Raw genomic sequence first — 14077 nt, forward strand, 5'->3', positions numbered from 1 at the left:
CGCCAGCGCAGGCGCGGCCTGGCGGCCCATCGGGCCATGGTTTTTTCTTTCTGGCACAGCATTTGCTTCAGTGGAATCGGGCTGCCAATGAAGGTGGCCCGACGCAACGCGCCGCGATCAGCGGTCAGGGACAACGACGTTCCGCAGCGCCACCGGATAGGAATCCATGGCGCGCGGGACGTTTTTTTTTGCCAGGAGCCATGCATGACGCCATCGACCCGTAGCCCCTCCACCGACGCCGCCGCCGGCGGGGACCTCAGCGCCAACGCCGGACGCCGCAAATGGCTCTGCGGCACGGCGCGCGCGGTGGCCGGCGCCAGCCTGCTGTCGCTGGTCGACCCGCTGGTGCGCGCCGGCGCCTGGGCCGCCGGCACCGACGCGCCGGAGAAGACCGAGGTCAAGATCGGCTTCATTCCGCTGACCGATTGCGCTTCGGTCGTGATGGCTTCGGTGCTGGGCCTGGACAAGAAGCACGGCGTGACGATCACGCCTTCCAAGGAAGCCTCTTGGGCAGCCGTGCGCGACAAGCTCATGAACGGCGAACTGGACATGGCGCACGTGCTGTACGGCATGGTCTACGGCGTGCATATGGGCATAGGCGGGCCGAAGAAGGACATGGCCGTGCTGATGAGCCTGAACCAGAACGGCCAGGCCATCACGCTGTCGAACAAGCTGCTGGAAGCGGGCGTGCGCGACGGCGAATCGCTGGCCAAATTGATGGCGTCCGACAAGCGCGAATACACCTTTGCGCAGACCTTTCCCACCGGCACGCACGCGATGTGGCTGTATTACTGGCTGGCTTCCTATGGCATCCATCCCATGAAGGACGCCAAGGTCATCACCGTGCCGCCGCCGCAGATGGTGGCCAACATGCGGGTGGGCAACATGGATGGCTATTGCGTGGGCGAGCCCTGGGGCGCGCGCGCCATCCTCGACAAGATCGGCTACACGGCCGTTACCTCGCAGGGCATCTGGACCGATCACCCCGAGAAGGTGCTGGGCACGAGCGCGGACTTCGTGTCGCGCCATCCGAACACCGCGCGCGCGGTCACGGCCGCGATACTCGAGGCCGGTAAATGGATCGACGCCTCGCCCGCCAACCGCCAGAAAACCGCCGAGACCATCGCCGCCAAGTCCTACGTCAACACGGACGCCAGCGGCATCGTCGACCGCATGCTGGGCCGCTACGAGGACGGGCTGGGCAAGCGCTGGACCGACGAGCATGCCATGCGCTTTTACGCCGATGGTTCCGCCAACTTCCCGTACCTGAGCGATGGCATGTGGTTCCTCACCCAGCACAAGCGTTGGGGGCTGCTCAAAGATCATCCCGATTACCTGGCGGTGGCGAAACAGATCAACCGCATCGACCTCTACAAGCAGGCGGCGCAGGCCGCCGGCGCGCCGCTACCGGCCAGCGAGATGCGCAGCTCGAAACTCATAGACGGTGTGGTCTGGGACGGCAGCAACCCTGCGTCCTACGCCGACGGATTCAAGGTCAAGGTCTGAAAGGGAGCATGCAATGTCTAGCGTAACGACGATGAGCCGCGGCGATGAATTCATTGCCCTTTGGCGTGAACGCCTGGAGCTCGCGCTGCGGGCCGTGGTGGGGCCCGTGGCGGGCTTCGCATTGTTTGTGCTGGTGTGGCAGGTGGTGGCGCTGCGGATACCGGAAATTCCCACGCCCGGCGTCACTTGGCGTGCGGCCGTCGAACTCTTTTCCGATCCGTTCTACGACAACGGCCCGAATGACAAAGGCATAGGCTGGAACCTGCTGGCATCGCTGGAACGCGTGGCGATCGGCTTCGGCCTGGCCGCGCTGATCGGGATTCCGGCGGGTTTCGCCATCGGCCGCTATGCGGCGGTGCGGGCCATGTTCTCGCCCATCGTCAGCCTGCTGCGGCCGGTGTCGCCGCTGGCGTGGCTGCCGCTGGGGCTGTTGCTGTTCAAGGCGGCCAACCCGGCCGCCATCTGGGCCATTTTCATCTGTTCGATCTGGCCCATGATCATCAACACCGCGGTCGGCGTGTCGCGCGTGCCGCAGGACTACCTGAACGTGGCGCGGGTGCTGAACCTGTCCGAATGGAAAGTAACCACCAAGGTGCTGCTGCCCGCCGTGCTGCCCTACGTGCTGACCGGCGTGCGGCTGTCCATCGGCACCGCCTGGCTGGTGATCGTGGCGGCGGAAATGCTGACCGGCGGCACCGGCATTGGCTTCTGGCTCTGGGACGAATGGAACAACCTGAAAGTGGAGCACATCGTCATCGCGATTTTTGTGATCGGCATCGTGGGGCTGCTGCTGGAAACCCTGCTGGTCGCCCTGGCCCGCCGTTTCACCTATACCGAGGAATAGCGCCATGAAGAAATACGTACGCATCGAGCGCGTGGGTCAGACGTTCAGCACCCGCAAGGGCGCATTCGTGGCGCTGCGCGATATCGACCTGACCGTGGAACAGGGCGAGTTCATCACCTTGATCGGCCATTCCGGCTGCGGCAAGTCGACCTTGCTCAATCTCATCGCGGGCCTGACCCGCCCCACCAGCGGCGTGCTGCTGTGCGCCGAGCGCGAGATCACCGGCCCCGGCCCGGACCGCGCCGTGGTGTTCCAGAACCATTCGCTGCTGCCGTGGCTGAGCTGCTTCCAGAACGTGTACCTGGCGGTGGAACGGGTGTTCGGCGCGACGGAAAAGCGCGCGCAGCTGAACGAGCGCACACGCGCCGCGCTGGAACTGGTGGGCCTGTTGCCGGCGCAGAACAAGCTGCCGCGCGAAATATCCGGTGGCATGAAGCAGCGCGTGGGCATTGCGCGAGCGCTGGCGATCGAGCCGGGCGTGCTGCTGATGGACGAGCCCTTCGGCGCGCTCGATGCGCTGACTCGCGCGCATCTGCAGGACGAGTTGCTGAAGATCGTCGCCAAGACGCGCACCACCACTGTCATGGTCACGCACGACGTGGATGAAGCCGTGCTGCTGTCCGATCGCATCGTGATGCTGACCAATGGCCCGGCTGCGACCATCGGCGAGATCCTGCCGGTGCCTTTGTCCCGGCCGCGCGACCGCGTGCGGCTGGCCAATGACGCGGACTATCTGGCGTGCCGCGCCGCGGTGGTGGATTTTCTGCATCGCCGCCATGGCAACCCGGAGCGTTCGCAGGCGGCGCACCAGGCCAATGCGGCCCTGACGGTCGACCCGCAGCCGCTGGCCGAGGCCGGCGCATCGCGCGCAGCCGCCTAGAGGCAGCCATGGATGCGAAGCAGAAGCTGGTGGTGGTCGGCAACGGCATGGCGGGCATGCGCACGCTGGAAGAACTGCTGAAGCTGGCGCCCGATCTGTACGAGATCACGGTGTTCGGCGCCGAGCCGTATCCCAACTACAACCGCATCCTGCTGTCGCCGGTGCTGACGGGCGAGCAGAGCTTGCGGGACATCGTGCTTAATGACGAGGACTGGTACGCCCGCCACGGCATTCGTCTGCTGCTCGAGCGCAAGGTGGTCGCCGTGAATCGCGCACGCCGGGTGGTACAGGCGGATGATGGCACCGAGGCGCCCTATGACCGGCTGCTGCTGGCCACGGGCTCGAATCCGTTCATTCTGCCGGTGCCCGGTAGCGATCTGGACGGCGTCATCGCCTTTCGCGATATCGGCGACGTGAACCGGATGATAGAGGCGTCATCGCGCTACCGGCACGCGGTGGTGATAGGCGGCGGCCTGCTGGGCCTGGAGGCAGCCAACGGCCTGGCCGCGCGCGGCATGGACGTGTCCGTGGTGCATCTGGGGGAATCGCTGCTGGACCGGCAGCTGGACGAAGGCGCCGCAACCATGCTGCGCCGTGGCCTGGAGGCGCGTGGCCTGAAGTTCCTGCTGGGACGCCAGACCCGCGAGATCCTGGGCGGGACCGACGGACGAGTGCGCGCGCTGCGCTTCGCGGACGGCGAAGAGATTCCGGCGGACCTGGTGGTGATGGCTGTGGGCGTCAGGCCCAACACCGAACTGGCCGAGCGTTGCGGCCTGCACGTGAACCGCGGCGTGGTGGTCAGCGATACCTTGCAGACCTACGACCCGCGCATCTACGCCGTGGGCGAATGCGTGAGCCATCGCGGCACCGCCTACGGGCTGGTCGCGCCCCTGTACGAACAGGCAAAGGTGGCGGCCAATCACCTGGCGCTGCATGGCATCGGGCGCTACCAAGGCAGCGTGACTTCGACCCGTCTCAAGGTCACCGGCATCGACCTGTTTTCCGCCGGCGATTTCGCGGGAGGCGAGCAGACCGAAGCGATCACGCTGGCCGATACCCCGGGCGGCGTCTACAAGAAACTGGTGATCCGCGACGACAAGCTGGTGGGCGCCTGCCTGTACGGCGACACGGCGGACAGCGCCTGGTATGTGCGGCTGATCCGCGAGGGCCGACGCATCGGCGCCCTGCGCGAGCGGCTCATGCAGGGCGAAGGCGCGGCGGGGGAATAGGAAATGGATGCGCCCATGGCTCGCCGGATCGATATCGTGGACGCGGCGCCGCAAGGCGTGCGCGAAGTGGCGTCGGTATGCTGCTATTGCGGCACCGGCTGCGGCGTGCGGGTAGAGACGCGCGATGGCGCCATGCTGCGCGTGCGCGGCGACGAGCAGCATCCCGCCAACCGCGGCAGGCTGTGCAGCAAAGGCCTGGCGTTGGCGGACACGGTGCGGCGCGACGGCGCGCGGGTGCTGTCGGCGCAATGGCGCGAGACGCGCGGCCAGGCCATGCGCAGCATCGCGCTGGAGCAGGCGCTGGATATCGCGGCGGCCAAGCTGGGCGACACGATTGCGCGGCATGGGCCGGACGCCGTGGGCTTCTATCTGTCGGGGCAGTTGCTGACCGAGGACTACGCCGTTTTCAACAAGCTGGCGCGCGCGCTGGCCGGCACCAACAACATCGACACCAATTCGCGCCTGTGCATGTCCAGCGCGGTGTCGGGCTACAAGCGCACCCTGGGCGCGGATGCGCCGCCCGCCTGCTACGAAGACCTGGACCTGGCGGACACGGTGCTGATCGCCGGCTCCAATATGGCGTATGCGCATCCCGTGCTGTTCCGGCGGCTGGAGGCCGCGCGGGCGCTGCGCCCGGGCATGAAGGTGATCGTCGCGGACCCGCGGCGCACCGATACCGCGGCGTTCGCCGACCTCCACCTGCAGTTGGCGCCAGGCACCGACGTGGCTCTGTTCCACGCCATGCTCAATGTCATGGAGCAGGAGGGCTTGCTGGACCACGGCTACATCCAGCGCCATACCGAGGGCTTCGAGGCGCTGATGCAGCGTGCGCGGCAGTACACGCCGCAAGCGGCGCAGGCGATCTGCGGCGTGCCGGCAGCGGACATCGTCCAGGCGGCGCGTTGGTTCGGCGCGGCGGGCGCGGCGCTGTCGCTCTACACCATGGGCTTGAACCAGTCGACCAGCGGCACCGACAAGAACGCCGCGCTGATACACCTGCATCTGGCGACCGGGCAGATCGGCAAGCCGGGCGCGGGGCCATTCTCGCTGACGGGGCAACCCAATGCGATGGGCGGCCGGGAGGCCGGCGGCATGGCCACGCTGCTGCCGGGCCACCGCGATCCCGCATCGCCCTCGGATCGCGCGGAAACCGCCGCGTTGTGGGGCGTGGACGCCTTGCCGCAGGCGCCGGGCGCCACCGCGCTGGAGATGTTCGACGCGGTGCTGGAAGGGCGCATCAAGGTGCTGTGGATCGCGGCCACTAACCCGGCGCAGTCCTTGCCGGATCAGGCCCGGGTTCGCGCGGCGCTGGAGCGCGCCGAGTTCGTCATCGTGCAGGAGGCGTACGCAGGCACCGAAACGCTGGCTTACGCCGACCTGGTGCTGCCGGCTGCGACCTGGCCCGAGAAATCCGGCACGGTCACCAATTCGGAACGGCGCATCAGCCGCGTGCGCGCGGCGATCGATCCGCCAGGCGATGCGCAGCCGGACTGGCGCTTGGCGCAGGCGGTCGCGCTGCGCCTGGCTGCCCGCATGGCCCCGCACAAGGCGGCGCTGTTCGCCTACCGGGATGAAAGCGAAGTCTTTGCCGAGCATGCCCGTACGACGGCGGGCCGGGACCTGGACTACAGCGCGCTGGATTACGCGACACTGCACGCGCACGGGCCGCAGCAATGGCCCTACCGGCAAGGGCAAGGCACGGCGCGCCTGTATGCCAATGGGGTGTTTCCCACCGCCAGCGGACGCGCGCGGTTCTGCGACGTGGAGTACCGGCCGGCCGCTGAAGCCATTACGCCGCAGTATCCGCTGCGGCTCACTACCGGCCGCCTGCGCGACCACTGGCACACCATGGCGCGCACGTCCCTGGCCCGGGCGCTGACGCAGCATGTCGAGGAACCCTGGGTGTCCATGCATCCCGAGGATATGCGCCGGTTGGCGCTGGCGCCCGGCGCGCTGGCCAGGCTGGCCTCGCGCCGGGGTAGTGTGGTGCTACCCGTGCAGGCGGATGATGCGCTGGCGCCTGGGCAGGTGTTCCTGCCCATGCATTGGGGCAGCGCCTATATGGCCGGGCTGGGGGTGAATGCGCTGACCAATCCGGCCGCCGATCCCATTTCGCGCCAGCCCGAACTCAAGCACTGCGCCGTGTCCGCGGAACCGGCCGGCCTGGCGTGGCAGGCGGCCGGCTGGCTGCAGGGCGACGGCGCCACGCTGCGCGCGCGGCTGGCGCCGTGGCTGCGGCGCTTCGACTACGCGGTGGTCCTGCCGGTGGGCGCGGGCGGCGTGCGCATGCGCCTGGCGGCCTGCGCCGCGCCGCCGGCGCAGGAGCTGGCAGCGATGGCGGATGCGCTGGGCCTGCTCGAGCCCGATGTGGCTTTCGACGACCCCGCGCGCGGCCAGATGCGCAGGGTCAGGGTGGCGCATGGCGCCTTGCATGGCTTCCTGCTGGCCGGCGACCTGCGGGCGCAGGATGCGCTGCTGTCCTGGGCCGGCGGCGGCGATGCGCCGGCCAGCGTGGCGGCGCTGCTGACGGGGCGGATCGCGGGGGCCGTCCGCTCGCGCGCGGTCTGCGTCTGCAACGGCGTGAGCGAGGCCGCGATCCTGGCCGGCATCGCTCAAGGCTGCGATCTGGCGGCCTTGAAATCCACCCTGGGCTGCGGCACCGGCTGCGGTTCCTGCGTGCCGGAGATCCAGGCGCTGATCAGCCGCGCCGCACTTGCTGGCACCCCTGCGTAGCCGCCGCTGGCACGGCCGCGCCGACACGTTCCGACACGCGCCGGGCTTTGCAACCGGTGTAGTATCAAGCCAACCCTGCGCCAGGCGCGGGCGGTTTTTTCCGGATTCATGGAGTGGCTTGTGACGATGCGAAAAATGGCATCCCTGGTTTTTACGGTGGGCGCGCTGGGCGCGGCCGCTGCGGCGCAGGCCGGCGTGTGCGATGCGCAGTTCATGCATGACGGCGGCGCGGTGCAACTGACCGGCACCGGCAACCTGGCGCTGGGCGCCGACTTGACCTTCGCCGAAGTTACAAAAAGCAATGGCGACAACTGCCGCGCGCGCGTGCAAGGCGTGGCCACGTTCAGTTATGCCGGCCTGCCGCCAGGCAAGTCCAAGCTGGACTACCTGATGACGGTCAAGGGCGGCCAGGCCACCTTTCTGCGCTATGCCAGCGCGGGCGAAGCGCCCAAGCCTTCCGAAGGTCAGTTCGACCTGCGCATGCTGGGTCTCTTCGCCTATGACGGCCAGCTTAGCGCCGGCCAGAAGCTGCCCGGCTCGTCCTTCCGTCTGAAGATCGGCAAGGAAGCGCCGGTGGGCGGCCAGCCCAGCACCACCGTGCGCATCGGCGAGAAAACCGTGGGTCAGAAGACGTCGGTGAAGACGGCCCTGGGCTCGCAGTCCTGCCATCCGATCACCTACACCCGCAACTCCGATCCCACCATGGCCACGTTCCAGGGGTTGACCATTCCCATCCCGGGCATGAACACCACCGTGACGGACTGGTACTGTCCGGCGATCAATCTGGTGATGAAGCAGGACATCGATCAGGGCGGCGTCAAGTCCGCCGTTGAGATTACGCAAATCAAGTAGCACCCCGTAGCAAGCGCGCCGTGTGTCCCGCATGGCGGCTGGTATGATGGTTCCGTCATTGACACACAACAGGAGCTCAAATAATGGCCACGAGAAAATCCGAAGAAGTCGCAAAAGAAAAACTCATCGACAGTGTCAAGTCCAGCCTGAATGACGCCGAAAGCCTGCTGCGCGAAGCCGCCAGCAGCACGGGCGACAAGGCCAACGAATTGCGCGACCGCGCGCTGACGTCCCTGAAGCGCACGCGCGAAGCCCTGTACGAAGCACAGGACGCCGTGCTGGAACGCGGCCGCAAGGCTGCCCGCGCGACCGATGACTACGTGCACGACAATCCCTGGCAAGCCATTGGCATCGCAGGCGTGACCGGCCTGCTGCTTGGCTTGCTGATCAGCCGCCGCTGATAGGGCAGGACATCCGGGCGGGCGGCGCGGGCGCAAGGCCGCGCTTCCCGCCCGGCGTCCTTTTCAGCCATGGGTCTACGAAAATCTGTTTTCGGCGTTGCCTCCAGCGTGGTCGGGCTGTTGCGCACGCGCCTGGAATTGCTGGCGCTGGAAGCGGCGGACGAAAAAGCGCGCCTGCTCAAGCTTTTGGGCATGGCGTTTGCTGCGCTGCTGTTCCTGACGCTGGCGGTGCTGGTCTTCACCGTCACGGTCGCGGTGGCGTTCTGGCCCACTGAAGACCGCTATCTGGCCCTGGGCCTGCTGGCGGGTTTCTACGGTCTGGTCGGCGTGGCCTTGCTGGTGGCGGTGCGCCACGGGCTGGTCTATGGCGCGCCGCCGTTCTCCGCCACGCTCGAAGAGCTCGGGCGCGACGCCGAACTGCTGGAGCGGGTGCGCGACGCGCAGGACGACGACGAAGCGCAGGCGCGCCGGCGCGAGGAGGGCTGAAGCATGACGAAAAGGTCTCCCACCGTCGACCGCGCCGTGCGCATCGAATTGCTGCGCGCCCGCGCCGCCATCGAACGCGAATCGCTGGCGCAAAGCATCGCGTCAACCGGACGCAAGCTGGAACCTGCCGCGCTCCTCAAGGGACTGCTGCCGGGCCTGGCCTCGGGCGGCGCATCGCGCTGGGCCTTGCAGGCAATCAGCCTGGCGCGGCGCTATCCCATCGTCAGCTCATCGCTGTCCGCCATGATCATGCGCGGCGGCAAGCGCTCCAAGCTCTTGAAGATCGCCGGCGGCGCCTTTGTCGGCTGGCAATTGTTCAAGGCCTGGCAGAACTCGCGGCGCGATGATGATGCGGCGACTGGCCAACGCTGACGCTGCGGCTTTGCCCAATAAAAACCCGCCATGCAGGCGGGTTTTTTTATGGTGCGAGCCCGGAACTCAAAGGCCCAACTGCCCCCACATCTCATCCACCCGCTTCTTGACGTCCGCATCCATGGCGATAGGCGTGCCCCATTCGCGGTTGGTCTCGCCAGGCCATTTGTTGGTGGCGTCCATGCCCATCTTGCCGCCCAGGCCGGATACCGGCGAGGCGAAATCCAGATAGTCGATGGGGGTGTTCTCCACCAGCAAGGTGTCGCGCACCGGATCCATGCGGGTGGTCATCGCCCACACCACTTCCTTCCAGTCGCGCGGGTTGATGTCCTCGTCCACCACCACGATGAACTTGGTGTACATGAACTGGCGCAGGATGCTCCACAGGCCGAACATGACGCGCTTGGCGTGGCCGGCGTATTGCTTGCGGATCGAGACCACCGCCAGGCGGTAGCTGCAGCCTTCCGGCGGCAGGTAGAAGTCCACGATTTCCGGCAACTGGCGGCGCAGCAGCGGCACGAAGACCTCGTTGAGCGCCACGCCCAGCACCGCGGGCTCGTCTGGCGGCTTGCCGGTGTAGGTGGAGTGGTAGATGGGATTGCGCCGCATCGTTATCCGCTCCACCGTGAAGACGGGGAACCAGTCCTGCTCGTTGTAGTAGCCGGTATGGTCGCCATAGGGGCCTTCCAGCGCCATTTCGTAATCGGTATTCGGCGGCGGGTTGACGCCTTCGGGCACGACCGGCGCGATGGCGCGCGGGTCGGAGGACGGCAGCAGATGGCCTTCCAGCACGATTTCCGCCCAGGCCGGCACGGACAGGTCGCTGCCCAGGGCCTTGGCGACCTCGGTGCGGGAACCGCGCAGCAGGCCCGCGAACTGGTATTCGGACAGGCTGTCGGGCACGGGCGTGACCGCGCCCAGCGTGGTGGCCGGATCGGCGCCCAGGGCGACGGCGATGGGGAAGGGCGTGCCGGGATGTGCCAGGGCGTGGTCGCGGAAGTCCAGCGCGCCGCCGCGGTGCGACAGCCAGCGCATGATCAGTTTGTTGGGGCCCAGCAGTTGCTGGCGGTAGATGCCCAGGTTCTGGCGGCGCGCGTTGGGGCCGCGCGTGATTACCAGGCCCCAGGTCAGGAGCGGCGCGACGTCGCCGGGCCAGCAGGTCTGGATCGGCAGGCGGTTCAGGTCCACGTCCTTGCCTTCCCAGACGATTTCCTGGCAGGCGGGGCTTTTGACGTTCTTGGGGCTCATGTCCCACAGCGCGGACTTCAGCATCGAGACCTTGGCCAGCGCGTCGCGCAGGCCCTTGGGCGCTTCGGGTTCGCGCAGCGATGCCAGCAGTTCGCCGATGTCGCGCAGGGCGCTGACGTCGTCGGCGCCCATGCCGCGGGCCACGCGGGCCGGGGTGCCGAACAGGTTGGTCAGCACCGGCATCTGCGCGGGCTGCCCGTTGTGCTGCGCGTTTTCAAACAGCAGGGCGGGCCCTTCCGCGCGCAGGACACGGTCCGATATTTCAGTCATTTCCAGCCGGGTGGACACCGGCGCAGCGATGCGTCTGAGCTCGCCCATGCGTTCAAGTTGGGCGATGAAGTCTCTAAGGTCGCGGTATTTCACTACAGATCCCAGCTATTTGGTTACATGTTGGGTAGACAGAGAGGTTAACATTGACTCCCTCTTTTTTAACGCAGGAGGTTTTATGCCCGATGCGTCAGTGGCCAGCCTGTTCCGAAGCCTGGCCCAAGGAGTGCACCAATATCTTGCCGAGTCCCTGCGCATCTGCTCCGTTTATCTGGGCATTGCGGTCATTGTGACGGTAAGCATGGGATTCGCCCTGCCTGGTTTGCGCGACCAGGCATTGCAAGTGCACAAAGCCTTGTTGACCGCCCTAGCGCCTTCATCCATGCAAACCGGCGTCGAATCCGAAGCCGGTTCCGAACTGGGTTCCGACAGTGCGTCGGCAATTGCCATGGCCGTTCCCACTGCCCCCGCCAGCAATGCCACCGGCATGCTGGGGCCCGCCCGTGTCGCCCCTCCGGCGCCCAAGAAGCCTGCCGTGATGACCGCCACCGGTCCTCAGGCGGAAGCCTTGCGCAACTATATTTCGCGCAAGTACAAGGTCGCCTACGACGCCACCGGCCCGCTCTTGAACGTCGTGTACAAGGTCAGCCGCGAAAAGCAGCTGGACCCGCTGCTGGTGCTGGCCGTGATCGCCATCGAGTCCCGCTACAACCCTCTGGCCGAAAGCCATGTGGGCGCCCAGGGGCTGATGCAGGTGATGACCAGCGTGCACCAGGACAAATTCGACGCGGTCGGCAAGACCGCGCTGGATCCCGCCGCCAATATCGGCGTGGGCGCCACTATCCTGCGCGACTGCATCAACCGCCGCGGTTCGGTGGATGGCGGCCTGGCCTGTTACGTGGGTTCCACGGGACCGGACGACAACGGCTATGGCGCCAAGGTTCAGGCGGAACGCCGCCGCCTGGCGCTGGCCTCCGGCATCGCGCTGGCGCGCGACTGATAGACGGCCCGGCCTGATTGCAAAGCGCGTCCCCTGCGGACGCGCTTTGTTTTTGGGGTCAGCCTTGCAGCAGGCGGCCGATGCGGGCGACCGCCTCCTCCAGCCGGTCCAGGCCGGTGGCGTAGGAAAAGCGCATGGTGTGGCCGCCGTGGGCCGGCCCGAAGTCCAGGCCCGGCACGGCGGCCACGCCGGCTTCCAGCAGCAGGCGCTGCGAGAACGCGGCGCTGTCCATGCCCAGGTTGGCGATGTCGGCATAGATATAGAAAGCGCCGTCCGGCTTGACCGGCACCTGGATGCCCAGGCGCTCGAATTCCGGCAGCAGGTAGTCGCGGCGCTGCTTGAAGGCTTCGCGGCGGTGCTCGAAGGTCTTCATGGCGCCCGGCGAGAAGCAGGCCAGCGCAGCGTGCTGCGCCAGCGTGGGCGCGCAGATCGCCAGGCTGGCGGCGATTTTCTCCACCGGCGCCACCATGTCCTCGGGCACGATCATCCAGCCCAGGCGCCAGCCTGTCATGTGGAAGTACTTCGAGAAGCTGTTGATGACGATGACGTCGTCGTCCAGGGTCAGGGCCGAGCGCGGTTGGCCTTCGTAGGACAGGCCCAGATAGATTTCATCGACGATGGCGAAGCCGTCGCGGGCGCGGACCTGCGCCAGCAGTTCGGCCAGTTCGCCGTGGTCGATGGACGTGCCGGTGGGGTTGCTGGGCGAGGCGACCAGCACCCCCTGGGTGGCGGGCGTCCAGTGGCTGCCCACGTCATGCGCCGACAGTTGGAAGCGCTTGGCCGCCGTGCTGGGGATCAGGCGCGGCACGCCCCCCGCCGCCAGCACGAAATTACTGTTGGCGGGGTAGGACGGATCCGGCATCAGCACTTCGCCGCCCTGGTTGACCAGCGCTGCGCAGGCCAGCGTCAGGGCGCCGGAGGCGCCCGCGGTGACGATGACGCGGGCCGGATTGATCCGGGTGCCGAACTGCTCGTGGTAGAACTGGGCGATGGCCTCGCGCAGCGGCGTCAGGCCGGCCGAGGGGCTGTAGCCGCTGAGGCCGGCGCGCGCCGCGCGCTCCAGCGCTTCCACGACCTGGGGGGGCGCGGTAAAGTCCGGTTCGCCGATGCCCAGGCTGATAATGTCCTTGCCCGCCGCCTGCAGCGCTTGCGCCTGCTTGAATAGTTCCATTACCTGGAAGGTCAGGAAATCATTGGTGCGATGGGCAAGGCGGGGCATCGGATTCTCGAAGGCGTTTCGTAGCGAAAAAGGAATTGTAGTCATGCAGCCATCCCGGCGCGCTTTCCTCCTGGGCCGTCGTCCGGCCCGCAGTCCGTGGTCGGCCTTCATGGAGCGGCTGGCCCTGCTCTGCCAGGGATCCGTCCGAGATCTGGGCGAGGCGGAAGAGGGCGGCCCCCGCGGCGTGCTGGCAGCGGCTCGGGACGCGGACCTGGCGCATGCGCGCACGCTTTGCGCCGAATACCGCGTGACGCTGGCGCTGGCGGGAGCCGAAGGACCGTTCGAGGCGACCCGCGGCCCGCTCCTGCGGGTGGATCCGTCCGCCCTGACCGGGCTGGTGCGCCTGTCCGGCGATACCGGGCGCTGGCGCGCGCAGCCTGGGACGTTGGTGGCGGCGCTGGCCGAGGCCGGGTTGAGGCAGTTCGTCGGCCTGCCCGCGGACCTGACGCTGGCCGCGTGGCTGGCGGCCAAGGCCAACTGGCCCGCCGGGCGCTGCGCGGACTCGGGGGTGCTGGCCCTGGACGTGATGCTGGCGGACGGCATCGAGGAAACCCTGGGACCCTTCGGCGAGTCGGACGTCCAGCCCCTGCGTTCCGCCACGGTGCAGCGCCTGATCCCGGCGTTGTTCCAGCTGGCTTCGGGCGGCGATGCCTTCGCCACCCGGGACGGCGAGCGCTGGCTGGGCCGCTACCGGCTGGACGCCCTGAAGCCGGAAGCGCCCGCCACCGTCAACCTGGCGCATCTGCTGCTGGGACACGGCGGCACGCTGGCCTGGGTGCAGGCGGTGACGCTGGCTGAGGCCGCGCCCGCGCCGCAAGCGCCCGTGGGCGGGGACGAGCCGCCCGGCCTGGCTACCACCCGGCTGGATTCCCGGGTGAAGGCGCTATTCGATCCCGATGGCCGTTTTCCCCTATTCCACATCGCGGAATAGCGACAATTTGTAAGCCGGCGCTAACATGGGATGCGCATGCTTATCCAAGGGGCAGGCGGGGATTGCCGAGGTATCGCGGCGTCCGCCATCGGAATAGAATTCCCCCCTT

12 protein-coding genes and 1 pseudogene are annotated in these 14077 nt (G+C 67.5%); 11 read left to right on the forward strand and 2 right to left on the reverse strand.

Features of this window, described 5'->3' with window-relative positions; genetic code table 11:
• Positions 1-204 precede the first annotated feature (204 nt).
• The 9 genes and pseudogenes from AC6LKD_RS22050 (at position 205) to AC6LKD_RS22090 (ending at position 9303) form a co-directional block, all read left to right on the forward strand.
• A complete protein-coding gene (locus AC6LKD_RS22050; protein ID WP_498117453.1) occupies positions 205-1506 on the forward strand; it encodes a CmpA/NrtA family ABC transporter substrate-binding protein in 1302 nt (433 codons plus the stop codon).
• Positions 1507-1519: 13 nt separating this feature from the next.
• Positions 1520-2350, forward strand: a complete 831-nt coding sequence (ntrB, locus tag AC6LKD_RS22055; RefSeq protein WP_013395744.1) for a nitrate ABC transporter permease — start codon at positions 1520-1522, stop codon at positions 2348-2350.
• Between the two features lie 4 nt (positions 2351-2354).
• Positions 2355-3230 carry an ABC transporter ATP-binding protein gene (locus AC6LKD_RS22060; RefSeq protein ID WP_013395743.1) on the forward strand — a complete coding sequence of 292 codons (876 nt, stop codon included), beginning with the start codon at positions 2355-2357 and terminating at the stop codon, positions 3228-3230.
• Between the two features lie 8 nt (positions 3231-3238).
• Positions 3239-4456: pseudogene (locus tag AC6LKD_RS22065) on the forward strand (NAD(P)/FAD-dependent oxidoreductase); the annotation flags it as partial.
• 18 nt (positions 4457-4474) lie between these two features.
• A complete protein-coding gene (locus AC6LKD_RS22070; RefSeq protein WP_498117455.1) occupies positions 4475-7192 on the forward strand; it encodes a nitrate reductase in 2718 nt (905 codons plus the stop codon).
• A 126-nt stretch (positions 7193-7318) separates the two neighbouring features.
• The gene (locus AC6LKD_RS22075) at positions 7319-8044 is read left to right on the forward strand and encodes a hypothetical protein (RefSeq protein ID WP_013395740.1); all 726 of its coding nucleotides are present in this window, start codon (positions 7319-7321) and stop codon (positions 8042-8044) included.
• Between the two features lie 83 nt (positions 8045-8127).
• Positions 8128-8445, forward strand: a complete 318-nt coding sequence (locus tag AC6LKD_RS22080; protein ID WP_013395739.1) for an ElaB/YgaM/YqjD family protein — start codon at positions 8128-8130, stop codon at positions 8443-8445.
• A 69-nt stretch (positions 8446-8514) separates the two neighbouring features.
• Positions 8515-8931: a phage holin family protein gene (locus AC6LKD_RS22085; protein WP_013395738.1), complete on the forward strand. Its 417-nt coding sequence runs from the start codon at positions 8515-8517 to the stop codon at positions 8929-8931.
• A 3-nt stretch (positions 8932-8934) separates the two neighbouring features.
• Positions 8935-9303, forward strand: coding sequence for a hypothetical protein (locus AC6LKD_RS22090; RefSeq protein ID WP_013395737.1), 369 nt, complete (start codon positions 8935-8937; stop codon positions 9301-9303).
• 66 nt (positions 9304-9369) lie between these two features.
• Here the strand turns inward: AC6LKD_RS22090 and ubiD are convergent, their stop codons facing one another.
• Entirely contained in the window at positions 9370-10914 is a 1545-nt protein-coding gene (ubiD, locus tag AC6LKD_RS22095) for a 4-hydroxy-3-polyprenylbenzoate decarboxylase (protein ID WP_013395735.1), read from the reverse strand.
• An 82-nt stretch (positions 10915-10996) separates the two neighbouring features.
• On the opposite strand from ubiD, the gene AC6LKD_RS22100 reads away from it, so the two are divergent.
• Positions 10997-11818, forward strand: a complete 822-nt coding sequence (locus AC6LKD_RS22100; protein WP_013395734.1) for a lytic transglycosylase domain-containing protein — start codon at positions 10997-10999, stop codon at positions 11816-11818.
• A 58-nt stretch (positions 11819-11876) separates the two neighbouring features.
• On the opposite strand, the gene AC6LKD_RS22105 is transcribed toward AC6LKD_RS22100, so the two are convergent.
• Positions 11877-13037 carry a pyridoxal phosphate-dependent aminotransferase gene (locus tag AC6LKD_RS22105; protein WP_498117456.1) on the reverse strand — a complete coding sequence of 387 codons (1161 nt, stop codon included), beginning with the start codon at positions 13035-13037 and terminating at the stop codon, positions 11877-11879.
• A gap of 43 nt (positions 13038-13080) precedes the next feature.
• Here AC6LKD_RS22105 and AC6LKD_RS22110 point away from each other — a divergent pair, with 43 nt between their 5' ends.
• On the forward strand, positions 13081-13968 hold the full coding sequence (locus AC6LKD_RS22110; protein ID WP_498117457.1) for an FAD-binding protein: 888 nt from the start codon (positions 13081-13083) through the stop codon (positions 13966-13968).
• Positions 13969-14077 lie beyond the last annotated feature (109 nt).

It is taken from the genome of Achromobacter sp. D7-1 (assembly GCF_059760445.1).